Annotated in this window: 21 protein-coding genes; 11 read left to right on the forward strand and 10 right to left on the reverse strand. The window is 73.3% G+C overall.

Translation table 11 applies throughout. From position 1 onward, the window contains the following. Together WFH32_RS16105 and WFH32_RS16110 are read right to left on the reverse strand one after the other, a co-directional pair. A complete protein-coding gene (locus tag WFH32_RS16105) occupies positions 1–669 on the reverse strand; it encodes a hypothetical protein (protein WP_336708322.1) in 669 nt (222 codons plus the stop codon). Positions 670–745: 76 nt separating this feature from the next. Continuing rightward, complete coding sequence (locus WFH32_RS16110; RefSeq protein ID WP_191796437.1) at positions 746–1,768, reverse strand: beta-ketoacyl-ACP synthase III; 1,023 nt, start codon at positions 1,766–1,768, stop codon at positions 746–748. A gap of 105 nt (positions 1,769–1,873) precedes the next feature. On the opposite strand from WFH32_RS16110, the gene bsh reads away from it, so the two are divergent. Beyond that, complete coding sequence (gene bsh / locus WFH32_RS16115) at positions 1,874–2,899, forward strand: choloylglycine hydrolase (RefSeq protein WP_336708323.1); 1,026 nt, start codon at positions 1,874–1,876, stop codon at positions 2,897–2,899. A 41-nt stretch (positions 2,900–2,940) separates the two neighbouring features. Here bsh and WFH32_RS16120 read toward each other — a convergent pair whose 3' ends face one another. Then, entirely contained in the window at positions 2,941–4,410 is a 1,470-nt protein-coding gene (locus tag WFH32_RS16120) for a carboxylesterase/lipase family protein (RefSeq protein WP_336708325.1), read from the reverse strand. Between the two features lie 115 nt (positions 4,411–4,525). Here WFH32_RS16120 and WFH32_RS16125 point away from each other — a divergent pair, with 115 nt between their 5' ends. The 5 genes from WFH32_RS16125 (at position 4,526) to WFH32_RS16145 (ending at position 9,772) form a co-directional block, all read left to right on the forward strand. Further along, complete coding sequence (locus WFH32_RS16125) at positions 4,526–4,936, forward strand: hypothetical protein (RefSeq protein ID WP_336708327.1); 411 nt, start codon at positions 4,526–4,528, stop codon at positions 4,934–4,936. 10 nt (positions 4,937–4,946) lie between these two features. Continuing rightward, complete coding sequence (locus WFH32_RS16130; RefSeq protein WP_336708328.1) at positions 4,947–5,558, forward strand: hypothetical protein; 612 nt, start codon at positions 4,947–4,949, stop codon at positions 5,556–5,558. A 39-nt stretch (positions 5,559–5,597) separates the two neighbouring features. Then, positions 5,598–6,269 carry an AIM24 family protein gene (locus tag WFH32_RS16135; RefSeq protein ID WP_030153006.1) on the forward strand — a complete coding sequence of 224 codons (672 nt, stop codon included), beginning with the start codon at positions 5,598–5,600 and terminating at the stop codon, positions 6,267–6,269. Positions 6,270–6,332: 63 nt separating this feature from the next. After that, on the forward strand, positions 6,333–7,934 hold the full coding sequence (locus WFH32_RS16140) for a Na+/H+ antiporter (protein ID WP_191796442.1): 1,602 nt from the start codon (positions 6,333–6,335) through the stop codon (positions 7,932–7,934). 185 nt (positions 7,935–8,119) lie between these two features. Further along, positions 8,120–9,772, forward strand: a complete 1,653-nt coding sequence (locus tag WFH32_RS16145; protein ID WP_336708330.1) for a peptide chain release factor 3 — start codon at positions 8,120–8,122, stop codon at positions 9,770–9,772. A 120-nt stretch (positions 9,773–9,892) separates the two neighbouring features. Here WFH32_RS16145 and WFH32_RS16150 read toward each other — a convergent pair whose 3' ends face one another. Next, positions 9,893–10,459 carry an ArsR/SmtB family transcription factor gene (locus WFH32_RS16150; protein ID WP_336708331.1) on the reverse strand — a complete coding sequence of 189 codons (567 nt, stop codon included), beginning with the start codon at positions 10,457–10,459 and terminating at the stop codon, positions 9,893–9,895. A gap of 90 nt (positions 10,460–10,549) precedes the next feature. Here WFH32_RS16150 and WFH32_RS16155 point away from each other — a divergent pair, with 90 nt between their 5' ends. Further along, on the forward strand, positions 10,550–11,935 hold the full coding sequence (locus WFH32_RS16155) for an MFS transporter (protein WP_191796444.1): 1,386 nt from the start codon (positions 10,550–10,552) through the stop codon (positions 11,933–11,935). Between the two features lie 94 nt (positions 11,936–12,029). Here the strand turns inward: WFH32_RS16155 and WFH32_RS16160 are convergent, their stop codons facing one another. After that, entirely contained in the window at positions 12,030–12,974 is a 945-nt protein-coding gene (locus WFH32_RS16160; RefSeq protein WP_336708333.1) for a threonine/serine dehydratase, read from the reverse strand. A gap of 96 nt (positions 12,975–13,070) precedes the next feature. Further along, positions 13,071–13,757 carry a FadR/GntR family transcriptional regulator gene (locus tag WFH32_RS16165; protein WP_191796446.1) on the reverse strand — a complete coding sequence of 229 codons (687 nt, stop codon included), beginning with the start codon at positions 13,755–13,757 and terminating at the stop codon, positions 13,071–13,073. A gap of 256 nt (positions 13,758–14,013) precedes the next feature. Here WFH32_RS16165 and WFH32_RS16170 point away from each other — a divergent pair, with 256 nt between their 5' ends. The 3 genes from WFH32_RS16170 to WFH32_RS16180 are packed head-to-tail and all read left to right on the forward strand — an operon-like array spanning position 14,014 to position 17,104. After that, a complete protein-coding gene (locus WFH32_RS16170) occupies positions 14,014–14,826 on the forward strand; it encodes a (Fe-S)-binding protein (protein WP_336708335.1) in 813 nt (270 codons plus the stop codon). Next, a complete protein-coding gene (locus WFH32_RS16175; RefSeq protein ID WP_336708337.1) occupies positions 14,823–16,442 on the forward strand; it encodes a LutB/LldF family L-lactate oxidation iron-sulfur protein in 1,620 nt (539 codons plus the stop codon). Before WFH32_RS16170 ends, WFH32_RS16175 begins: the two co-directional genes overlap by 4 nt. Then, positions 16,439–17,104: a LutC/YkgG family protein gene (locus WFH32_RS16180; RefSeq protein WP_191796449.1), complete on the forward strand. Its 666-nt coding sequence runs from the start codon at positions 16,439–16,441 to the stop codon at positions 17,102–17,104. The genes WFH32_RS16175 and WFH32_RS16180 overlap by 4 nt, the downstream gene beginning before the upstream one ends. Before the next feature lie 111 nt (positions 17,105–17,215). Here WFH32_RS16180 and WFH32_RS16185 read toward each other — a convergent pair whose 3' ends face one another. From WFH32_RS16185 to WFH32_RS16200, 4 genes are all read right to left on the reverse strand, one after another. After that, the gene (locus WFH32_RS16185) at positions 17,216–17,764 is read right to left on the reverse strand and encodes a TetR/AcrR family transcriptional regulator (RefSeq protein ID WP_318244139.1); all 549 of its coding nucleotides are present in this window, start codon (positions 17,762–17,764) and stop codon (positions 17,216–17,218) included. 5 nt (positions 17,765–17,769) lie between these two features. After that, positions 17,770–18,354 (reverse strand): sugar O-acetyltransferase, encoded by a 585-nt coding sequence (locus tag WFH32_RS16190; protein ID WP_210411027.1) that lies wholly within the window; start codon positions 18,352–18,354, stop codon positions 17,770–17,772. Between the two features lie 35 nt (positions 18,355–18,389). Next, positions 18,390–18,974 (reverse strand): NUDIX hydrolase, encoded by a 585-nt coding sequence (locus WFH32_RS16195; RefSeq protein ID WP_191796451.1) that lies wholly within the window; start codon positions 18,972–18,974, stop codon positions 18,390–18,392. 141 nt (positions 18,975–19,115) lie between these two features. Further along, on the reverse strand, positions 19,116–21,740 hold the full coding sequence (locus WFH32_RS16200; protein WP_336708338.1) for a glycosyl hydrolase family 18 protein: 2,625 nt from the start codon (positions 21,738–21,740) through the stop codon (positions 19,116–19,118). Between the two features lie 229 nt (positions 21,741–21,969). Here WFH32_RS16200 and WFH32_RS16205 point away from each other — a divergent pair, with 229 nt between their 5' ends. Beyond that, positions 21,970–22,596: a uridine kinase family protein gene (locus WFH32_RS16205; protein WP_191796452.1), complete on the forward strand. Its 627-nt coding sequence runs from the start codon at positions 21,970–21,972 to the stop codon at positions 22,594–22,596. The last annotated feature ends 183 nt before the right edge of the window (positions 22,597–22,779 follow it).

Here is a 22,779-nt window from a genome sequence, read left to right on the forward strand (position 1 = left end):
TCAGGCAGCAGGACGCGGACCGGGCGACGCCGCAGGAGCCGGGGCGTCGATCGTGCGTCGCGACAGCAGCGCCGCGACCAGGAAGCACACCGCCCCCAGCAGCGTCCCGAGGTTCGCCCAGAACGCGCTCACGAGCGAGTCCGTCTGCGGCACCACGTACGCCCCCACGGCCGACGCGCCGAACGCGACCGACCCCACGAGGTTCAACCACGTCCCGTGCCACGTGCGCGCGTCGGTGTCCCACAGGTGACCACGGTCCCGGGTCGCGACGACCGCGAACGCGCTCGAGACGAGGAACGCGACCGACCCGTAGGCATCGGGCCGCCAGCCCGCGCCCAGGCGCGCGGGGTCGGCGATCGCCGCGCCCAGCGCGGCCGCGGTGCTGATGTTGAAGAAGAGGGTCCCGGCGAGCTGGACGGCCGCGGCCCACCAGTCCCAGCGGTCGGCCGGGTTCGTGCCCCGACGCGGCACGCGGCGACCGCTGAGGCTGAGCTGGATCGCCGCCGCGAGCGTGAAGAAGACCGAGCCCACGCAGAACGTCGCCCCGACCACGACGGGCCCCACGGCCTGCGCGTAGAACGGCACCGCACCGACCAGGAAGCACGCCGACCCGACGACGAACCCCCACGCCTCGCGGCGCAGTCGGCGCACCCGCACGTCACGAGCCATGCGCCCAGCGTGGCACGCCGGTGCGCCGCCGTCTCGGCGGGCCGGCTGCGTCAGGCGCGGTCCTCGCCGACCACGCTCAGCGCGTGGGCGTCTGCACGACCTGCCCGGCCCACGCGAAGCCGCCGCCGAAGCCGATGAGCAGCGCGGGCACACCCGCCGGGATCTTGCCCGAGTGCCACCACTTCGACAGGCCCAGCGGGATGCTCGCGGCCGACGTGTTGCCCGACTCGGTGATGTCCGTGACGACGACCTTGTCCTCGAGGCCCAGCGCCTTGGCGAGCGGCTCGATGATGCGCAGGTTCGCCTGGTGCGCGACGAGCACCTCGATGTCGTCGAGCGTCAGGCCGGACTTCTCGACCGCGGCCCGCGCCCGGTCCGCCGCACGCGTGATGGCCCAGCGGAACACCGCGCGACCGTCCTGCACGAACTTCTCGTCCGGTGCCTCGATGAGCACGGCGGGGGTCAGCTCGGGCTCCGAGCCCCACGCGACCGGCCCGATCCCCGGGGTGTCGGTGCCCTGCACCACGAACGCGCCCGCGCCGTCGGCCGTGAGGATGCACGTCACGCGGTCGGTCCAGTCGGTGAAGTCGGTGAGCTTCTCGGCACCGATCACGAGGGCGGTCGTCGCGGAGCCCGTGCGGATCGCCTGGTCCGCGAGCGCCAGGGCGTGCGCGAAGCCCGAGCACGCGACGTTGACGTCCAGGATCACGGGCCCGACGACGCCGCGCAGGTCGGGTGCGTCCTCCTCCTCGGGCGTGGACTGGCCGGGCATGACACCCGTGCGCAGGTTGTACGCCACGCGGCCCGCGGTGTTGGGCGACCGGTCACGCGCCGTGGCCGTCGCGACGATGACCATGTCGACCTCGCTCGCCGCGACACCGGCGTCCTGCAGGGCGTGCCGGGCGGCGGCGGTGGCCATGTCCGCCACGGTCTCGTCCTCGGCCGCGACGTGCCGCGTGACGATCCCCGTGCGGGACCGGATCCACTCGTCGTTCGTCTCGACCAGCTGGGCGATGTCGTCGTTGGTGAGCGTCCGCTCAGGCTGGTGGTGGCCGATCCCGACGATGCGCGAGCCGGCGGCTCCGGTGAGGGTGAGCATGGGTCGATCATTCCCCCGGGTGGGCGGATCGACCAAGTCGTCGGCGTCTCCTGCCCGGGAGCGGACCTGCGCCCCGATGAGCGGGACCGCCCGTCGGAGCCGACCATGGAAGGACGGGGGCACGACGCGGAGGCATGGCGAGCCGCGTCCGCCGCGATCCGCACCGACGACGGGAGCATCGCTATGTGTACGGGAATCAGGTTTTCGGACGGCCAGGGCAGCGTCTACCTCGCACGGAACCTCGACTGGACGAGCGGCTACGGCCAGCAGGTGGTGCTGACCCCCACCGGCTACGCGCCGAGGTCGCCGTTCGGCGCGGTGCCCGGCATCGAGCATGCGACGATCGGCATGGGCATCGTGGAGGAGGACACCCCGCTCTACTTCGACTGCGGGAACGACGCGGGGCTGGCCGTGGCCGGGCTCAACTTCCCGGGGTACGCGGCGTACGCCCCCGGACCTGTCGAAGGCTCGGTCAACGTCGCCGCGTACGAGTTCCCGCTGTGGGTGTGCTCGCAGTTCGCGAGCGTGGACGAGGTCGAGGCGGCTCTCGCGCACGTGGTGATCGTCGACAAGCCGATCAACGACAAGTACCCGAGCTCGCTGCTCCACTGGATCGTCGCCGACGGGGAGCGCTCGATCGTGGTGGAGCACACGAGCGAGGGCATGCAGGTCTTCGACGACGACGTCGACGTCCTGACGAACCAGCCCGGGTTCGCGTGGCACCACGAGAATCTTCGCAACTACCTCAACACCTCCCCGGAGTTCCCCCCGGAGACCGAGCTGGGCAGGGCGCGCCTCACCCCGTTCGGCTCGGGCTCGCACATGCGCGGCATCCCCGGGGACTACTACTCGCCCTCCCGGTTCGTCCGTGCCGCCTACGTCAACGCCCACTACCCGACCAAGGGGACCGAGGCGGAGAACGTGAGCAGGGCCTTCCACACGCTGCAGCAGGTCGCGATGGTCGACGGGTGCGCCGCGATGGGGTCGGGCGAGTTCGAGATCACGGTCTACACCGGGCTCTTCTCCTCCAGCACCGCGACCTACTACTGGAACACCTACGACGACCCGGCGATCCACAGCGTCGCGATGGCCGATCACCCGGTGGACGGCGAGAAGCTCGTCCTCGCGTAGCCGTCCGTAGATGGTCGGCGCCCGGCGGGGCCGTGCGCCGGCTAGCGACGGTCGAGCGCGGCCCGCTCGTCGTCGCGCGGCGCGAGGACAACGGGGTCGCCCTCGCCGTCGAAGACCCGCACGGGGCGGGACTCGTCCCAGCACTGCCAGCCCGGGTCGCCGGTCGTCGCGAACCCCACCCAGGCCGAGTGCATCGCGGTCGCGAGGGACTGCGGGGCGTCGGGCCCGGCGAGCGCGCGCGAGTCCGGCGTCGCCAGGCCGTCGAACACGAAGCCCAGCTCGACGGCGTGGGCCGCACCGAGGTCCGCGACCGGGCTGCGCCAGGCGAACTCGTAGACGTGCGTCTGCGCGCCTACGGCCCGGCGGGCGTCGGCGACCCGCTGGAGCGGGACCCGCAGCAGGACGTCCGTGGCGAGCGCCCCGAGGACGACCCCGACCGACGCGCCGGGCCGGTTGCGCCGGAACAGCCGCACGGCCCGGGCAGAGATCCCCACCTTGCGACGGGCCACCGCGAGGTGCAGGCGCTTGAACGTGCCGAGCAGTCCCGTGGGCACGAACCAGAGGCGGTACTCCTCGGTCGTGGCGCCCACGAGCAGCGGGATCGTGCGCCCGGCCCCTTCGACGAGCGCGTCCTCGGGGGTGCGGGGCACCAGGTCGTCGTCGAGGCACAGCGCGAACCCCGGACCTCCCGTGAGCGGGGTCGCCCCCGCAGTGACGCGGTCCTGCGAGGCGATCAGCGCCTCGGGCAGGACGGTCGCGAAACCTGCGCTCGTCGTCGGGACGGCCAGGTCCTTGCCCATGGCGCGCGTGATGCGCCCTGCCCGGGCGGCCGGCTGCGCGGACAGCGGCCCGCTCTGCACGATCGCGCGCGCGACGAGCCCCGGTGCCGAGGGGTGGGCCAGGATCGCCGCGACCGTGTTGCCGCCCGCGGACTGGCCCGCGAGCGTCACGCGCCGCGGGTCGCCGCCGAACGCCGCGACCTCGTCCTGGACCCAGGCCAGCGCCGCGAGCTGGTCGGCCAGGCCCAGGTTGCGCGGGGCGCCGTCGAGCACCGAGAACCCCTCGGCGCCGAGCCGGTAGTTGACCCCGACGAACACGACGCCGTCCTGCGCGAACCGCGTCCCGTCGTAGCCCGCGAGCGCGTTCGACCCGTGCGCGAGCGACCCGCCGTGCACCCACACGAGGACGGGCAGCAGCTCGGTGCCCCGCTCCGCCGGGGTCCACACGTTGACGTGCAGCACGTCCTCGCCGTCGATCGTCACGGTCGGCAGCAGCTCGCCGAGCGCACCCGGGTACGGGGACTGCGGCGACGTGGCCCCGTACCGGGTCGCGTCCCGCACCCCGTCCCAGGGCTCCGCCGGCTCGGGCGACGCGAACCGGCGGCCGCGGAAGGGCGGCGCCGCGTACGGCACCCCGAGGAACCGCTCGACGCCGTCCGCGACGGTCCCCTCGACCGCACCCTTGCCCGTCACGACCCGTACCCGGTCGGCGACCTCGCTGTCAGCACTCATCCCGCCATGGTCTCTCCGGTCGGCCTGAGGTGGTGGCGGCGCGCCGGTCGCGCGCGGGACGGGCGTGGCGCCGTCGGGCCTGGCGGGATCGTCCCGGACTTGCCAGACTGCTGCGATGCCCGACGACGCCGCGACGAGCCCCTCGGGGGCAGCGCGCCCGACGGCCCCCACTGCACCGGTCCGCCCGACCCATCCGGTCCGGCAGGCGGTGCTGGTGGCCGCCGCCGCGCTCGTGGTGCTGGTGTGGAGCGCAACCCTCGAGGTCGTGTGCGCCTCGGCCGGTGGTGGGCCGGACGGTTCCTTCGTCATGACGCCGCCCTGCCCCGCGCAGATCAATCGGACGGGCTCCGCAGTGGTCGCGGCCGTCGTCGTCCTCGGGGCGCTCGCTCTCCTGCGGAACGCACGCCGTCGGCCGTGGGCCCGGCGCCCAGGGACGGAGCGGGCCCTCTTCGTGTCGTTCGTGCTCGTGACCGTCGTCGCGGTCGTCGCGGCGGTCTTCTCGACCGGGTTCGCTCCGGCGATCTAGGCTTCGGTGGATGTCGAGCATCCAGCGGTTCCGCGGCCGCATCGCCGGGTGGGGCACGGCGTCGGGGACGCGGCTGGTCGTCGGCAGGTGGGACGTGTCCCCGTTCGGCGCGTTCGCCGACGTCATGGTGGAGCGGCCCGACGGCGAGCGCATCCTCCTCGCCCCGTCGCACCAGGTCGCGAGTCTCGTCGCGACGACGTACCGCTTCGACCGGGTCGAGGTGTGCCCGGTCACCGTGAGCCGCGGGGACGGGCCCGAGCACTGGCAGGTCGTCGCCGGGCCGCTCGAGGCGCGGGTCGACGTCGGACGCCGCACCGCGCTCGGCCGCGTGCTCCGCGTCGTGCCCCGTCGGGTCGCCGCCTCCCACCGGACGACGGTCCTCACCGACCCCGTCGCGCGGGTCTTCCTCCGCGGTGTCCGGACGCGCGGGAGCGCCGGACCCGGTCGGGTCGAGCACTACGGCGCCACGGACGTGCACGAGATCACGGGCGCCCGCACCGAGTGGGCCGGCGAGTCGCTGGGAGACCTGCGGGACGTCGACCCGCCGGTCCGGTTCGGGTTCGGTTCCACGCCGCGACGACCTGCCGTGACCGGCGTCGTGACGACGATCGTCGAGCGCTGACACGTGCACGGGTCTCCCCGTTGCCGGATGATCTGTCCCATGCGCAGCACACTCATGAACCACACCGAACAGCCGGGCGAACCGGGAAGCTTCCAGCTGCAGAACGACCGCATGCTCAAGGTCGACCTCGCGGGCACGGGCGGGTTCTTCTACGCCCGGCAGGGTTCGATGGTCGCCTACCAGGGCGACGTCGACTTCGCGTACGAGGGCTCGGGCGGTGTCGCGAAGATGTTCAAGAAGGCCTTCACGGGCGAGGGCATGTCCCTCATGAAGGTCTCGGGCAGCGGCGACGTGTTCCTCGCGCAGGACGCGGACCAGGTGTTCGTCCTGCACCTGGAGGACGAGGCCGTCACGGTCAACGGGTCCAACGTGCTGGCGTTCGAGAGCACCCTGACCTGGGACATCAACCGCGTCGAGGGCGCGTCCATGATGAGCGGCGGACTGTTCAACACGACGTTCACCGGGACGGGGTCCCTCGCCGTGACGGCCTACGGGACGCCCGTGGTCCTCGACGTCGACGAGCCCACGTACGTCGACATGCAGGCCGCGGTCCTGTGGTCGAGCTCGCTCACGTCCACGATCCGCAAGACCGCGAAGCTCTCCGCGGCGATCGGCCGTGGGTCGGGCGAGGCGTACCAGCTCGGTCTCACGGGGCGCGGCATCGTCGTCGTGCAGGCCTCGGAGGGGCACCCGGTCCCGACGGCGAAGTAGCGCGGGGTACCGGCGGCCGGGTCTTCGGGTCGCCAACGGGGCCGAGACCAGGAGGAGGCGGCCGTGATCGGACTCGAGCTCGTCGTGGTCCTCGGCGTGGTCATCGTCGTGTGCGGGATCCTCGCGCGCCGTACCCGGGTCGCGGACCCGATCCTGCTGCTCGTCGCGGGGATCGCGCTGGGGTTCGTCCCGGCGCTGCGGCAGGTGCACCTGCCGCCCGAGCTCATGCTGCTGGTGTTCCTCCCGGTGCTCCTCTACTGGGAGGCCATCACCATCTCGCTGCGGGAGATCCGCGCGACGCTTCGCGGGATCGTCCTGACGAGCACGCTGCTCGTGGTCGTGACGGCTGCCGCGGTCGCCGCGGCGGCCCACGCGCTGGGCCTGCCGTGGGGTCCCGCGTGGGTGCTCGGGGCGGCCGTCGCGCCGACCGACGCGACCGCCGTGGGGGTCCTCGCGCGGGCCCTGCCCCGACGCACGGTCACGGTCCTGCGGGCCGAGAGCCTCGTCAACGACGGCACCGCCCTCGTGCTCTACGGCGTCGCGGTGGGCGTGACAGTGGGTGAGGAGACGCTCAGCGCCGGGCACGTGACGTGGCTGTTCGTGCTCGCGTACGGCGGCGGCATCACGGTGGGCCTGCTCGTCGCGTGGCTCGCGGTGCTGGCCCGGCGCCGCATCGACGACCCCCTGCTGGGCAACGTCGTGGTCCTGCTCATCCCGTTCACGGCGTACCTGCTCGCCGAGCTGATCGAGGCGTCCGGGGTGCTGGCCGTGGTCGTGTGCGGGCTGGTCATGAGCCAGGTCGGGCCGCGGATCGGGCGCGCGGCGACGCGGCAGCAGACCGTCGCGTTCTGGTCGGTCTCGACGTACCTCATCAACGCGTCGCTGTTCGTGCTCGTGGGGCTCGAGGCGCAGTCCGCGGTGCGCAACCTGGTCTCGGAGGACCTCGTGACGGCGGTGGTCGGTGTCGCGGTCGTGTGCGCGGTCATCCTCGTGGTCCGGTTCGGCTTCCTCGTGCTCTCGGCGTACACGATCCGCCTCGTCGACCGGCGTCCGTCCCAACGCGGGCGGCGCGTCACGAACCGGGCGCGAGCGGTCAGCACCGTCGCGGGATTCCGGGGCGCGGTCTCGCTGGCCGCGGCGCTCGCCGTACCGACGACCCTGAGCTCGGGCGCGCCCTTCCCCGACCGCGACCTCATCGTGTTCATCACGTGCGGCGTGGTCGCGACGACGCTCGTGGTCCAGGGCCTCCTGCTGGCCCCCACGATCCGGTGGGCGCGCCTGCCCGACGACGACGGGGTCGCCCGCGAGCGCCGGCTCGCCGACGAGACGGCCGCCCAGGAGGCCCTCGACGCGTTGCCCGACGTCGCGGCGGCGCTCGGCACCGACCCGTCGGTCGTCGACCGCCTGCGCGGTGAGTACGAGGAACACCTGACGCTGCTGCGCGCCCGGGACGCGGAGGGCGACGAGGGCGGGGAGCCGGACCCCGCGGTGCGCCTCGACGACGAGTACACCGAGCTGCGCCTCGCACTGCTGGCCCGCAAGCGCGAGACGGTCGTGCGCCTGCGCGACCAGCGCGCGATCGACGACACCGTCCTGCGCCAGGTCCAGGCGCGGCTCGACCTGGAGGAGATCCGGCTCAGCCGGGGCGACCCCGCACCGGAGTGAGCGGGTCTCCGCAGCGGAGCGACCCGGCCCCCGCCGCGGCCAGTCGACCGGGGTGCTCGGCACGTGGTCAGCGCGGCCTCGATCTCGCGGGAGAATGGAGAGCTGGGTGCTGCGTCCCGCGCGGATGCGCCCCGCCCCTCGACCTCGATCGCGCAGGAAACTGCAGGAAGCCACAGGACGTTCCAGTGCCCTCAGCGGACCAGCCCACCACGACCTCCAGCACCACCGCCCCCGCGGCCGCCTCACCGGCGACCGCGGCGAAGGAGCAGGCGACCGTCCTCGCGGAGGCCTCGCGCCGCCGCTCGTTCGCGGTCATCAGCCACCCGGACGCGGGAAAGTCGACCCTCACCGAGGCGCTCGCCCTGCACGCCAACGCGATCCGCGAGGCGGGCCGCGCGGACGGCAAGGCGGGCCGGCGCACGGTGTCCGACTGGATGGACATGGAGCAGGACCGCGGGATCTCGATCACGTCGGCCGCGCTGCAGTTCACGTACCGCGACGCCATGATCAACCTCGTCGACACCCCGGGTCACGCGGACTTCTCCGAGGACACCTACCGCGTGCTGTCCGCGGTCGACGCGGCCGTGATGCTCGTCGACGCCGCCAAGGGCCTCGAGGTGCAGACCATGAAGCTGTTCGCGGTCTGCAAGCACCGCGGCATCCCGCTCATCACGGTCATCAACAAGTGGGACCGTCCGGGCAAGGACGCGCTCGAGCTCATGGACGAGATCCAGGAGCGCACGGGCCTGGTCCCGACGCCGCTCACGTGGCCCGTGGGCGTCGGCGGCGACTTCCGCGGCGTCCTGGACCGCCGCACGGGTCAGTACGTGCACTACACGCGCACCGCGGGCGGCACGACGATCGCCCCCGAGGAGATCATGGACCCGGACGCGGCCCTGGCCCGCGAGGGTGACGCGTGGACGACCGCGACCGAGGAGGCCGAGCTGCTCGCCGACACCAACGGCGACCACGACCAGGAGTCGTTCCTGGCCGGTCAGACGACCCCGGTGCTGTTCGGCTCGGCGGTGCAGAACTTCGGCGTGCACGCGCTGCTCGACGTCCTGGTCGACGTCGCCCCCTCGCCCTCGCCGCGCGTCACCGTGAACGAGGACACGCGTCCCGTCGAGGCGCCCTTCAGCGCGTTCGTCTTCAAGATGCAGGCCGGCATGGACACCGCGCACCGTGACCGCCTCGCGTTCGCGCGCATCTGCTCGGGCGTGTTCGAGCGCGGCATGGTCGTGAGCTCGGCCCGCACGGGCAAGCCCTTCGCGACCAAGTACGCGCAGCAGGTCTTCGGGCGCGAGCGCACGATCGTCGACACGGCCTACCCGGGCGACGTCGTGGGCCTCGTCAACGCCGCCGGCCTGCGCGTGGGCGACACGCTGTACCTGGACAAGAAGGTCGAGTTCCCGCCGCTGCCGACGTTCGCGCCCGAGCACTTCGCGGTCATGCGCGCCAAGGACGTCTCGCGCTACAAGCAGTTCCAGCGCGGCGTCATGCAGCTCGGCGCCGAGGGCGTCGTCCAGGTCCTGCGCTCGGACCTGCGCGGTGACCAGGCGCCCGTCCTGGCCGTGGTCGGCCCCATGCAGTTCGAGGTCGCCGAGCACCGCATGGCGACCGAGTTCAACGCGCCCGTGACGCTCGACCGTCTGGGCTACTCGATGGCGCTGCGCACCACGAAGGACTGGGTCGCGAAGCTCAACGAGCAGCCGGGCGTCGAGGTCCTCCAGCGCGAGGACGGCGAGTACCTGGCGCTCTTCCCGGACCGCTGGCGCGTGACGTCGGTGCGCAACCGCCTCGACGACGTGGTCCTGCTCGAGGACGAGATCTTCGGCTGACGCCCGGCGCGCGGCCCGGCCGCTCGGGCTCGACGCCCTGCATGCCCGACGGCGGAGCGCACCCACGTACCCGGGTGCGCTCCGCCGTCGGGCATTCTCATGGGACGACGTGACGGCACCTCAGTGCGTGTCGTCGCTCCTGTCCTGCCCGTGGGGAGCCAGCACCGCGAGCACCTGGTAGGCGCGCCGCGCCGGGTCGGGCGACTCCTTGGCCTCGGTGAGCGCGCGGTCCGCCCAGCGTTCGAGCAGGTCCGCCAGGTCCTGCGTCATCTCCGCGGCCAGCCCTGGCGTGAGGACGAGCGCGTTGATCGCGAGCAACCGGTCGCCCCGCCGGGCCTTCTCGTCGTTCGCCTCGACGAACAGGCGCTCGGCCCACACCAGCGCCGGGCGGACGACCTCCCGGACGGCCTCGGGCGACCCGGGGTCGACGACGTAGCTCTCGGCGACGTTGGTCCACACGCGGTCGCGCCGGTCGCGAGCGTGCTCAGGAGCCTCGGCGATCATGCCCGCCTTGGCCAGCACCCGCAGGTGAAAGCTGATGGAGTTCGCGGGTTCTCCGATCGCCTGCGCGAGATCCGCAGCCCGGGCGTGCCCGAGGGCCGCGAGCTCCGTGAGGATCCGCTGCCGCATGGGGTGCGCGACGGCCCGGAGCGCCGTGGGGTCCTGGACGTGGAAGGTCTCGCGCATCCCCCGAGGCTAGCAACGCCGTCGCCGTCCGCACGACCACTTGCGCAATGATCATTGCGCATTAGTTGTTGCGAGATTACCGTGTGTCGCATGTCGACCACCCAGAGCACGCCGCCACCTCCCCGCGCCTCGACGCACCCTGCGGCCCCGGCGGCCTCGCCCCTGCGCTCCCCCGCATCGGAGGAGCCCATCTCGCCAGAGACGCAGGTCGAGGCACCGCCCTCCCCTCCGCCCCTCCTGCGGAACCGGTCGTACATGCTCCTGATGTCCGGGCTGACGACCGAGTCGCTCGGAGCCGGCCTCGCCCTGTTCGCCGTCCCGCTCGTCGCCTACTCGCTGACCGGGTCGGTCCTCCAGGCCGGAGCCGTCGCCGCCGTCGGCCAGGTCGGGGCCCTGCTCGCGACGCTCCCGGCCGGCGTCGTTGCGGACCGCGTGGACCGGCGCCGGCTCATCGTCGCCGCGAGCGCCGTCGGCGCCGCGCTCTGGGTGACCGTGGGCGTCGCGGCAGCGCTCGGATCGCTCACCGCCTGGCACCTCGCGCTGGTGCTGTTCGGCGCCTCGGTCGTGGGAGCCTTCGTCGATCCCGCGACGAGCGGAGCCTTCCGCTCGGTCGTCCCGACCCCTCAGCTCCCGACGGCGCTCGCCGCGTCCCAGGGGCGGGACGCCGTCGCGAGCCTGCTCGCGGGTCCCGTCGGCGGCCTGCTCTTCGCCGTCGGGCACGCCGTCCCCCTCGTCGCGGCCGCGATCGGGTCGGCCGCGACCGCGGCATGCACGTGGGCCGTGCGCGAGCCCCTCAACGGCGACACCGCGGAGGCCCGCGCGACCCGACCCGTCGAGGCGTTGCGCCAGGGGCTGCGCTTCGTCTGGTCGGTCCCGCTCTTCCGGACGCTCCTGGGCCTCTTCGTCGTCATCAACGTCGCGTTCGGCGGGCTGCTCGTCGGGATCAACCTCGAGCTCGTCCGGACCGGGGTCGCCCCCGTCCTCATCGGGGTCATCGACCTCGCCGTCGGCGTGGGCATCCTCGTCGGGGCCGTGCTCGCACCGCGGCTCGTCGCGCGCGTCCGGGCCGGGGCGCTCACGGTCGCCGCGCTGGTCACCCTCGCCGTCGGCGCGACCCTCATGGCCGCACTCCAGACGTACCCCGCCTACGTGGCCGTGCTGCCGCTCGCCGTCCTCCTGGTCCCGGCCGTCAACGCGGGCCTCGCAGGCTACGCCGCGGCGATCACCCCGCTCGAGATGCAGGGACGTCTCGCCTCGATCATGGGACTGACCGGGCTCGCCGCCGGACCCCTGATCCCTCTCGTCGGGGCCGGGCTGCTCGACCGGTTCGGGATCGGGACCGCGCTCGTGGCGCTCGCCGGGCTGCTCGTCGCCACGGTCGCCGTCATCGCAGCGGCACGCCCGCTCTGGCGCGTCGGCACCCCGGGCACGTGGGCCGACGACGCACTGCCGTCGGGCATCGAGAGCGGGGCCTGACCTCACGCCGGCCGGCCCCCGGGGTGCGCTCCGCCGTCGGGCACGGGTGTCAGGGCGAGCGTGCGCCCGGGGCCACGCTCGCTCTGACGGCCGCTCAGCGCGCCAGGTCCGCCGGGTCCGTGTTCGCCCCGCACAGCACGACCGCGACGCGCTCGCCGGGATCGGGCACGTACGTGCGCGACTCGAGCGCCGCGAGCGCCGCCGCGGCCCCGTGCTCGACGACGAGCCGCCGCTCGTCCCACAGGTGCCGGCGCGCGGCGACGATCGCGTCGTCGGACACCAGGACCGAGCGGACGTCGCCGTGCCGCGCGAGCGACAGCGCCGTCTCGGACGTCCGGCGGGCGCCGAGCGAGTCGGCCGCGACCGACGCGACGGGGACGTCGACCACGCGGCCGGCGTCGAGCGCGGCGTGCAGTGCCTGCGCGCCGACGGGCTCGACCGCCACGACCCGGATCCCGTGCGGCCGCGCCGCGGCGGCCACCCCGCTGAACAACCCGCCACCGCCGACGGCGACGACGACCGTGCTGACGTCCGGGCGGGCCGCGACGATCTCCTGCAGGAGCGTGCCCGCGCCGGCCGCGATCAGGGGGTTGTCGTAGGCGTGCGACGCCAGGGCGCCGGTCTCGGCCGCGAAGCGCTGCGCGGCGTCGAGGGCCTCGGCGTACTCGGACCCGACCTGGTGGACCTCTGCGCCGAGCGTGCGCAGTCGCGCGACCTTGACCGGCGGCGCGGTCTCGGGCACGAACACCGTCGCCCGGACCCCGTGCGCCCGCGCCGCCCACGCGTTCGCCATGCCCGCGTTGCCGCCCGACGCGATCACGATCCCGGCCTCGGGCAGCGTGCCCGCGTCGAGGTGAGCACCCACGAAGTTCAGGGCGCCGCGCGCCTTGAACGAGCCCGTGTGCTGCATGAGCTCGAGCGCGAACACACCCGTCGCGGCACCCAGGGCACCCGGGTCCATGGGAGCGAGCGCGACGGGCCGCACCTGCCCCGAGATGCGCTGCGCCGCGGCGAGGACGTCCAGGTGGTCGATGGTCATGCGGGGTCCTTCGTGGGTGGGCGGCGGACCGGGTAGGCCCAGAGGAACACTACGACGTGGCGGCCCACGGGCGGGCGCCGCGCCCCGGGGTCCGGCTCACAACCCCGCCTCGCGGTAGAAGCCCTCGATGTGCTCGCGCACGGCCACGACCGCGCCCGCCCCGTCACCGTTCGCGACCGCGTCGAGGATCGTGCGGTGCTCGGCGCGCAGGCGCACCGCGGTGCGGGGCCAGTCCTCCAGCCGTTCCGTGCCGGCCTCGACGTAGGACTCGATCGCCCCGCGGAGCCCGGTCATGACGGCCTCGACGAGCGCGTTGCCCGCGAGCCGGACGAGCTCCACGTGGAACGCCGCGTCGAGCTCGCGAAAACGGGCCGCGTCGAGGGCGGGGTCGTCCATGGCGTCGAGCAGCGCGACAGCCTCGGCGAGCCCCGCGCCCGCGGCCTTCGCAGCGGCCTGCCCGACCGCCCACGTCTCCAGCAGCACCCGGGTCTCCACGACGTCCCGGACCACGAGCGTCCCGGACGCGACGTGCAGCCGCACGGCTGCACCGAGGCCTGCGGCGGGCCGGTCGATGACGGTGGCGCCGGCGTCGGGCCCCGAACCGACCGCGGTGCGGACGATGCCCATGGCTTCCAGGACGCGCAGCGCCTCGCGGACCGAGGGGCGCGAGACGCCGAGCTCCTCGGCGAGCGCGCGCTCGGCCGGGAGACGTTCGCCGAGGCCCCAGCGGCCGGCGGTCAGGTCCGCCTCGATCCGGGCGAGGACGATCTCGTGGGTGCGCACGGGGTCAGCGTAGTGCCGCGCGAGGCTGGCCGGACGAGCGTGGCCGCGGTGTCGGGCCCGTTCTGACCCACCCTGCCGATGTGGTCCGACCACAGCGACGCGATGGTCTACAGTGGCTCGGACAATATGTGGTCAGACCACAGCCTGCTCATCGCCGAGCAGGGGACGGGAGGGCCGCACAGCACCTCCGACGGGCACTCGCCGTCCGCCGGGACCAGACTGAATCCCACCGCCCCCTGCCCGGCTGGAGTCCCCAGTGCGTATCGCCCTCGCCGCCACCTGCATCGCCGACGCGATGTTCCCCCAGGCCCCCCGGGCCACCGTCCAGCTCCTCGAACGCCTCGGCCACGAGGTCTACTTCCCCGAGCAGCAGACGTGCTGCGGGCAGATGCACGTCAACACCGGCTACTTCGACGAGGCCGTGCCCGTCATCCAGAACCACGTCGAGACGTTCGCGCCCGCGCTCGACGGGGAGTGGGACGCGATCGTCGTGCCGTCGGGCTCGTGCACCGGCTCGATCCGCCACCAGCAGGCCATGGTGTGCCGGCGCGCGGGGCAGGAGAAGCTGGGCGCGACCGCCGAGGCCCTGGCCGCCAAGACCTACGAGCTGTCCGAGCTGCTCGTCGACGTGCTCGGCGTGACCGACGTCGGCGCGCACTTCCCGCACCGCGTCACCTACCACCCGACGTGCCACTCGCTGCGCATGATCCGTGTGGGAGACAAGCCCCTCCAGCTCCTGCGGGCCGTCGACGGGATCGACCTCGTCGAGCTCCCCGGCGCCGAGAGCTGCTGCGGGTTCGGCGGGACGTTCGCGCTCAAGAACTCCGAGACGTCGACCGCGATGCTCAGCGACAAGATGTCGAACGTGAAGTCGACCGGCGCCGAGGTCCTCACGGCGGGCGACTACTCGTGCCTCATGCACATCGGCGGCGGCCTCTCGAAGCTGCGCACGGGCGTGCGCACCATGCACCTCGCGGAGATCCTGGCCTCGACGCAGGACGTGCCGACGCTCGTGGCGGAACCGGCGGGCGCCCACGCTCGCCCGGACGACGAGGAGGCCGCGCGATGAGCACCTTCCTGGGGTTCCCCACCCGTCGGGGCGCGAAGACCCTGCCCGACGGCGGCACGCACCACGGCGCTCCCGGCACCACCGCGGGCCCCGGCTGGGCCGACGACGTGCCTCACCCCGACGCGCCGCTGCGCTGGGGCGAGACCTTCCCCGAGGCCGCCAGGCAGGCGCTGCAGAACACGCAGCTGCGCCGCAACCTGGCCCACGCGACCTCGACCATCCGGGCCAAGCGCGCGGCCGTCGTCGGCGAGGTGCCCGACTGGGAGGCCCTGCGCGACGCGGGCTCGACCATCAAGGCCCACGTCATGAGCGACCTCCCGCACCTCCTCGAAGAGCTCGAGCGCAACGTGACCGCTCGCGGCGGCGTCGTGCACTGGGCCCGGGACGCCGCCGAGGCCAACCGCATCGTCGCGGACCTGGTCAAGGCCACGGGCGAGACCGAGGTCGTCAAGGTCAAGTCGATGGTCACGCAGGAGATCGGGCTCAACGAGGCGCTGGCCGACGAGGGCATCGCGGCGTTCGAGACCGACCTCGCCGAGCTCATCGTGCAGCTCGCCGACGACATGCCCTCGCACATCCTCGTGCCCGCGATCCACCGCAACCGCTCCGAGATCCGCGAGATCTTCCTCGAGCGCATGGGCGACGCCCCACCCGACCTGACCGACGCGCCGCGCGAGCTCGCCATGGCCGCCCGGGCGCACCTGCGCCGCAAGTTCCTCTCCGCGAAGGTCGCGATCAGCGGCGCGAACTTCGCCGTCGCGGACACGGGCACGCTCGCGGTCGTCGAGTCCGAGGGCAACGGGCGCATGTGCCTCACGCTCCCCGAGACCCTCATCACCGTCATGGGCATCGAGAAGCTCATCCCGACGTACCAGGACCTCGAGGTCTTCATGGCGCTCCTTCCCCGGTCCTCGACCGGCGAGCGCATGAACCCGTACACCTCCCTGTGGACGGGCGTCACCCCGGGCGACGGGCCGCAGGAGTTCCACCTGGTCCTGCTCGACAACGGGCGCACCAAGGCCCTGGCCGACGAGGTGGGCCGCGCCGCGCTGCACTGCATCCGCTGCTCGGCGTGCCTCAACGTGTGCCCGGTGTACGAGCGCGTGGGCGGGCACGCGTACGGCTCGGTCTACCCGGGCCCCATCGGTGCGGTCCTCACGCCCCAGCTCACGGGGTCGACGGGGAAGTCGGACCCCAACAACTCGCTGCCGTACGCCTCGACGCTGTGCGGTGCGTGCTACGACGTGTGCCCCGTCAAGATCGACATCCCGTCGCTGCTCGTGCACCTGCGCGCGCGCGAGGTCGACCAGGACCGGGGCCGACCCACGGCCTGGGGAGCGGCCATGAAGGCCGCGTCGTTCGTCATGGCCAAGCCCGGCCGGTTCGAGCTCGCCGAGAAGGCCGGCGGCGTGACCCGGGTCCTGGGCGGCAGCAAGGGCCGCATCACGTCGCTGCCGTTCCCGGGCTCGAGGTGGACCGACGCCCGTGACCTGCCCGTCCTGCCCAAGCAGAGCTTCCGCGAGTGGTGGGCCACCGACCACGCTGCGCACGAGCCCGCCCCTCCCGCCTCGCCTGAGGACCCCGCCTCGCCCGACACGACCGGAGGCCCCCGATGAGCGCGCGCGACGACATCCTGGCCCGCGTGCGCGCGGCCGTCATCACCGACGGCGCGCACCTCGGGGACGCCGTGGCCGCACAGGCGCCGATCTCACGTGAGTACCGGACGACGGGCGAGCACTCCCCCGGGTCGGCCGAGGCGGTCGAGATCCTCGTCGACCGGCTCGTGGACTACCGCGCGATCGTGCACCGGGCCGCGACCGAGACCGACCTGGCCCGCACCGTGGGCGAGCTGCTCGCCGACGCGCGCTCCGTCGTCGTGCCCCCGGGGGTGCCCGCGGGCTGGACGGGCACGCTCGGGGACGGCACCGCCGTCGTGCAGGACTCGCGCGAGGACCGGCGGACCGCGGCCGAGCTCGACCAGGTCGACGCGGTCCTGACCGCCTCGCGGCTGGCCGTCGCGGACACCGGGACGATCGTCCTGGACGGCGAGGACGACCAGGGGCGACGCGCGATCACCCTGGTGCCCGACCTGCACGTGTGCGTCGTGCGGACCGAGCAGGTCGTGCACACGCTGCCCGAGGCCGTGACGATCCTCGCCGCGCACCCCACGCGCCCGCAGACGTGGATCTCAGGGCCGAGCGCGACGAGCGACATCGAGCTCTCGCGCGTCGAGGGCGTGCATGGGCCGCGGACGCTCCACGTGATCCTGCTGGGCTGAGCGCTCGCTCCCTCGCTGCCCGGGCCCCCGCTCGGTGCCGAGGATGCGGTTGGCGTCGGTATCGAGCCCGAACCGGACCACGACCGCATGCTCGGCAGCGCGAGCGGGTGCTCAGCCCACCTGGCGTCGCACCGCGCGGCGCACGCGCTCGGGGTCGAGCGGTGGCCGCCCGTCGGGCCCGGTCGACAGCACGGAGTGCAGCACGAGCCCCTCGATGAGGGCGTCGAGGTCGGGCACGACGTCCGCGTCCACGTGCCGGCGCAGGGCGGCCCGGCTCGCGGCCATCCACCGCTGCGTGACGGTGCGGAAGGCGGGCTTGCGCGCCGCGAGCACGTAGAGCTCGAGCGCGACCAGCAGGTCCCGCTGGTAGTTCCCCGACTCGTCGCACACGAGCGCGACGATCGCCTCGACCGGGTCGCCGCCCTCGGGGACGGCAGCCATGGCCGCCTCGAAGCGCGCCGCGGCCTGGACCGCGTGCCGCTCGAACGCGAGGCGCAGCAGCTCGTCGAGGTTCTCGAAGTGGTACGTCATGGACCCCAGGGGCACGTCGGCCGCGGCGGCGACCACCCGGTGGGTCGTGCCCGCGACGCCGTGCTCGGCGATCACGTCGAGGGCCGCGTCGACGATCCGGTCCTTGCGGTCGGGGTCGACGCGGCGCACGCCGGTCACTCGTCGATGTGGCGCAGCACGCGGGCCGGGTTGCCCACGGCCACGACGTTCGCGGGCAGGTCGCGGGTCACGACGGACCCGGCGCCGACGACCGTGTTCTCGCCGATCGTCACACCCGGGCACACGGTCACGCCGCCGCCGAGCCACACGTTGTCGCCGATCGTGATGGGCTGCGCGGCCTCCCACTTGTCGCGGCGCGGGCCGGGCTCGACGGGGTGCGTGGGCGTCAGGAGCTGGACGTTCGGGCCGATGAGCACGTCGTCACCGATCGTGACGGGGGCGACGTCGAGGCACACGAGGTTGAAGTTCACGAAGACGCGGGCGCCGATCGTGGTCCGGTAGCCGAGGTCGCAGCGGAACGGGGGGCGGATGTCGCTGCCCTCGCCGAACGCGCCGAGCAGCTCGGTCAGCACCTCGCGACGGGCCGTGCCGTCGTTCGGGTCCAGGGTGTTGAGGCGGTGGCTGAGCGACATGGCGCGCTCGGAGTCGGCCGCGATCTGCGGGTCGTCGGCGAGGTAGAGGTCGCCCGCGAGCATGCGCTCGCGCATGGTGCGCTGGTCGGAAGGGTCCGGGAAGGTCATGTGTACAAGCGTACACATGACCCTGGGGTCACGTGTCAGGCGGACGCCCGACGGCGGTGCGTCATCTCCTCGAGGACGGTGCGGAGCCGCACGGGGAAGTCGTCGGGCGTGTCGGGCGGGAGCCGGTCGACCCGGAACCACGCGACGGCCTCGCTCTCGTCGCTGACCACGGGCAGGGCATCGAGCTCCGCGAACGCCGCATAGCCCACGTCCCAGTGGACCAGGCAGGTCCCGAAGCGCGAGGACAGCGCGTGCCGGTGCAGGTCCACGGGGGCGCCGTCGGGCTCGAACGGCACCAGCCCGACGATCCCGCTCTCCTCCCGGGCCTCCCGGAACGCCCCCGCCGCGAGGCTCTCGTCCCCCGGCTCGACGTGCCCGCCGACCTGGACCCAAAACTGGCCCTTGCGGTGGAAGCACAGCAGCACGTGCAGCAGGTCCGGGGTCAGCACGAAGCAGCTCCCCGTCAGGTGCTCGGCGCCGCCACGGAAGATCACGTCGCCCCTGCCCTCCTCGACGAAGGCCACGTACTCCTCGCGCAGCGCGGCCTGCGCCGGGCTGAGCGGGCTCCAGGACCGCATCGAGTCGAGGGCGGTGGCGGCGAGGGCGTCGGCGGAGGTCACCCGGGAAGCCTACGACCGGTGGCCCGGCCGCGAGCCCGCCGGCCCGGCGACGTGCGCGAGGTAGAGGGCCGCCGTCGAGGTAGAGGGCTCCAACCCTCTACCTCGACGCGATCCCTCTACCTCGGCACCGGCCTCAAGGGATCAGCACGCCCCCTCGTCCTTCCACGGCCCCCAGTCGCTGGCCACGGGGGCGTTGCCCTGCGTCCAGTACCTCGCGGACCACCTGTGGCCCGCGTGCGTGACCTGCGCTCCGCCGTTGTACGCCGTCCCGGCGACCCACGGGGCCGCCGAGCACCCGGCACCGCCGGTGCTCCCGCCCGGGGTGCCCCCGGGGGTGCCGCCCGTCGTCCCGCCGGAGACCACCGGGGTCACGACCTTCACGCCGCGCGGGTGGTCGTAGGTCGTGGCGTAGGTGTTCGTCCCGATCGTCACGCGGACGTTCGAGATCTGCGCCATGGGCAGCCGCCACGACAGCTTGGTGTACGCCGAGCCGCCCGCCGGGATGCCGCCCGAGGGCACCTTGAGCGTCGCCGAGTGCAGGTCCCCCTTGAGCCCGCCCACGTTGTTGCCCGAGTGCCCCGCGACCGTCGTGATGCCCCAGCCGTTCTGCTCGCCGATCGTCGCGGACGTGGTCGTCGCGAAATCGAACGCGATGGTCGACCCCGCCGGGATCGCGACCGTCGACCTGTTGGAGAACGTCACCCGGGGGTTGATCGGGTAGTTGTTGTCCCCGAGCGCGAACTCCGAGAAGGACACCCCCAGGTCGATCGCCTGCGCCGGCGTCGCGGTCTTGGACTTGGCCGCTCCGTAGGGTGCCGCGGTGGAGAACGTCGAGTGCATGCGCGTCACGAGGCTGTCACCCATGCCGTACTCGCCGCTCGCCGCGTCCAGGCCGTAGTCCCCGGCCAGCTCCCAGATCATCAGACCGCCGTAGCCACCCGCGACCACGTAGTCGGCCTTGGCCTGGATCGCCTGGTCGGAGTCGCCCGAGATGAACGACTTCGTCTGCGCGTTCCACCACCACTCGGTCTTGGTGACCGGGTCGAAGTTGTGCTGGTAGGTCCCGGTCAGCGGACCGGTCGGTGCGCCGTAGGCCGCCGCGTACGAGCCGACCTTGCCGTTCTGCAGGTTCAGCATGTGCCAGATCGGGTTGCCGCCCGCGGGGATCTTCGCCCCGGCCTTGTCGACGTCGTACCAGATGTTGTCGATCCCGCCCGCGCCGTTGCCGCACTTGGACGTGCCGCCCAGCGAGGGCCCGGTGCCCGGCGGGCACTTGGTCTGGTCGGGCAGCGCCGCCTTGCCCCACAGGCCGTTGGTCCCGCCCTGCACGTTGGTCCAGCCGCGCGTGTAGAACGGGACACCGATGTTGATGCGCCCGGCCTGCACGGCCCCGCGGAAGTAGTGCGCGGCCCAGTCGGCGTTGAGGTACCCGATCCCGTCGTACGCACCGTAGACGCCTGCGGCCGCCAGCTCGCCGTCCTTGCCGTCGTCGAACAGGGCGCCGTTGCCGCCCACGAAGTCGTTCCACGTCCCGTGCAGGTCGTAGGACATCACGTTGACGTAGTCGAGGTACGGCATGATCTGGAAGACCTCCATGCCGCGCAGCAGCCACCCGGACGCCGGGGCCGCGATGGTCAGCATGTAGTACTCGCCGTCCTGCGCGGCGGCCTTGTCGAGGGCCTCGCGCGTGGTCTTCATGAGCTGCTCGTAGTTCTTCCAGAGCTGCCCGCGCCGGGCGTCCGCGATCTGGAAGTCGTCCGGGTTGCCGGCCTTGACGTTCGAGGTCGGGTACTCGTAGTCGATGTCGATCCCGTCGAACCCGTAGGTCCGCACCATCGCGACCGCGGACGCCGCGAACGCGTCGTACTCGGCCTGCGTGTCCAGGGTGTAGAAGCCACCGGAGGCGACGCGGTTCCCGTCGACCCCGAAGTAGCCGCCGGTCTCGGCCCAGCCGCCGACCGACACGAGCGTGCGGACGCCCGGGTGCTGCTTCTTGAACTTGGTGAGCTGGTTGAAGTGGCCCTTGTAGGGGACGGTCGGGTCGAGCGCGTTCTCGGCGCCCGCGAACGTCAGGCCCGTCGCCTCGCTCGTCGCCGACTCGGCGTTCACCGAGATCTTCGAGTCCGGTCCGACGTGCGCGAACGCGTAGTTGATGTGCGACAGCTTGGTCCACGGGATGTCGCTCGCCAGGTACGACGGCGTCCCCTCCTTGCCGGTCCGCCACGACGTGAAGTACCCGATCACGCGGCGGTCGAGCCCGTTGGGCAGCTTCTCCCGCCCGGCCTCGTCGTACACGTCGCAGTAGGGCACGTCGACGGTCTTGTTGACGGCGAGCCCGTCGGGGCGACACTTCTCCTGCGGGTTCGTGGAGATGGGGGTGCCGGGGTCGGCGCCGGTCGGGTCTCCTCCGGTCGTGCCGCCCGTGGAGCCGGTCGTGCCACCGGTCGTCCCTGTCGTCCCACCCGTGGAGCCGGTCGTCCCGCCGGTCGTCCCCGTGGGGTCCGTCCCGCAGGGCCCGACGATCTTCCACGCCCCCCACTGCTGCGTCCCCGGCGTCTCGCCCTGGGTCCACCAGGACGCCTTGTAGTTGGACCCGCTGTACGACGCGACGCTCCCGCCCGTGTACGCCGACGACGCCGACCACGCCGGCGCGCACGCCTCGGCCGCGGACGCCACGGGTACCTGCGCGACGAGCGGTACCGCCACCACTGCCGTCGCGGCGACTCCTGCGAGCCACCGCCTCACGGACCGTCTGCTGCGTTGCATGATCGACCGCCTCCCCAGCACGGCTGCGGCACCGTTGCCGCGGCATCGTGTGCCGTCACGCTAGGCCGCGCGTCGCGGCGCCCACATCAGGGGCGCCCACACGGTTCGGTACGTACGTACTCCCGTACGGGCTCCCACCGAAAGTGCAGGTTCGGCGCCCGCGCCGGACCCAGCCCGTGCCCGACGGCGCCGCGCACCAGGTGCGTCTGCGGGCTGGGAGAATGGTCGGGTGACGAACGGCCTCTTCGACCTGCCCGAGGGCACGCGTGTCCCACCCCGTCGGATCGTCCTGCTGACGGGGCCGTCGGGCTCGGGCAAGACGTCGCTCACCCGGCGCCTGGGACTGCCGGTCGTCGAGCTCGACGACTTCTACCACGACGTGGACCACCCCGGGATGCCGCAGCGCTTCGGGATCGTCGACTGGGACTCCCCCGGGAGCTGGGACTCGGCGAGCGCCATGGAGGCGCTGCTCGCGCTCGTCACGACGGGTCGCTCGGACGTCCCGGTGTACGACATCCCGACGTCGCGCCGCACGGGCACGACGCAGCTCGACGTGAGCGGGTCGCGCCTCGTGATCGCGGAGGGGATCTTCGCGGCCGAGCTCGTCGCGGCCTGCCGGGCCGAGGGCATCCTGGCCGACGCGATCTGTCTGCGCAGGCCCCGGCTCATGACGTTCTGGTTCCGCCTGCTGCGCGACCTCGGGGAGTCGCGCAAGCCGCCGCTGACCCTGCTGCGCCGGGGGTGGGGGCTGCTGCGCGACGAGCCGCGCCTGATCCAGGGCTGGGTCGACAAGGGCTGCCGCACGGCGTCGCCCGGTCAGGCCGAGCGAGACATCCGGGCGCTCCTCGCGGGCTGACGTCCTGCCTGCGCGGTCCCGGGGGCCAGGTCTCCCCAGCACGCCCGACGGCGTCGCTCACCCCGGTCCGGTCCGGGCACGGACCGTCGAGTGTGCAGTTCGGGCTGTCCCGGAGGTCGAGAGACCTCCCGAACTGCACACTCGCCGACGCGCCGCCGGGCGCACCCGAGGCGCGTGACGCCG

The sequence above is a fragment of the Oerskovia sp. USHLN155 genome, from assembly GCF_037145535.1.
GTDB classification, from domain to species: Bacteria; Actinomycetota; Actinomycetes; order Actinomycetales; family Cellulomonadaceae; genus Oerskovia; species Oerskovia rustica.

Coding starts and splice junctions, on each gene's coding strand:
- WFH32_RS16125 (WP_336708327.1), top strand. CDS start 4,526: ATGCCCGACGACGCCGCGACGAGCCCCTCGGGGGCAGCGCGCCCGACG.
- WFH32_RS16130 (WP_336708328.1), top strand. CDS start 4,947: ATGTCGAGCATCCAGCGGTTCCGCGGCCGCATCGCCGGGTGGGGCACG.
- WFH32_RS16105 (WP_336708322.1), bottom strand. CDS start 669: ATGGCTCGTGACGTGCGGGTGCGCCGACTGCGCCGCGAGGCGTGGGGG.
- WFH32_RS16160 (WP_336708333.1), bottom strand. CDS start 12,974: ATGACCATCGACCACCTGGACGTCCTCGCCGCGGCGCAGCGCATCTCG.
- WFH32_RS16110 (WP_191796437.1), bottom strand. CDS start 1,768: ATGCTCACCCTCACCGGAGCCGCCGGCTCGCGCATCGTCGGGATCGGC.
- WFH32_RS16200 (WP_336708338.1), bottom strand. CDS start 21,740: ATGCAACGCAGCAGACGGTCCGTGAGGCGGTGGCTCGCAGGAGTCGCC.
- WFH32_RS16175 (WP_336708337.1), top strand. CDS start 14,823: ATGAGCACCTTCCTGGGGTTCCCCACCCGTCGGGGCGCGAAGACCCTG.
- bsh (WP_336708323.1), top strand. CDS start 1,874: ATGGAAGGACGGGGGCACGACGCGGAGGCATGGCGAGCCGCGTCCGCC.
- WFH32_RS16180 (WP_191796449.1), top strand. CDS start 16,439: ATGAGCGCGCGCGACGACATCCTGGCCCGCGTGCGCGCGGCCGTCATC.
- WFH32_RS16120 (WP_336708325.1), bottom strand. CDS start 4,410: ATGAGTGCTGACAGCGAGGTCGCCGACCGGGTACGGGTCGTGACGGGC.
- WFH32_RS16150 (WP_336708331.1), bottom strand. CDS start 10,459: ATGCGCGAGACCTTCCACGTCCAGGACCCCACGGCGCTCCGGGCCGTC.
- WFH32_RS16135 (WP_030153006.1), top strand. CDS start 5,598: ATGCGCAGCACACTCATGAACCACACCGAACAGCCGGGCGAACCGGGA.
- WFH32_RS16190 (WP_210411027.1), bottom strand. CDS start 18,354: ATGACCTTCCCGGACCCTTCCGACCAGCGCACCATGCGCGAGCGCATG.
- WFH32_RS16155 (WP_191796444.1), top strand. CDS start 10,550: ATGTCGACCACCCAGAGCACGCCGCCACCTCCCCGCGCCTCGACGCAC.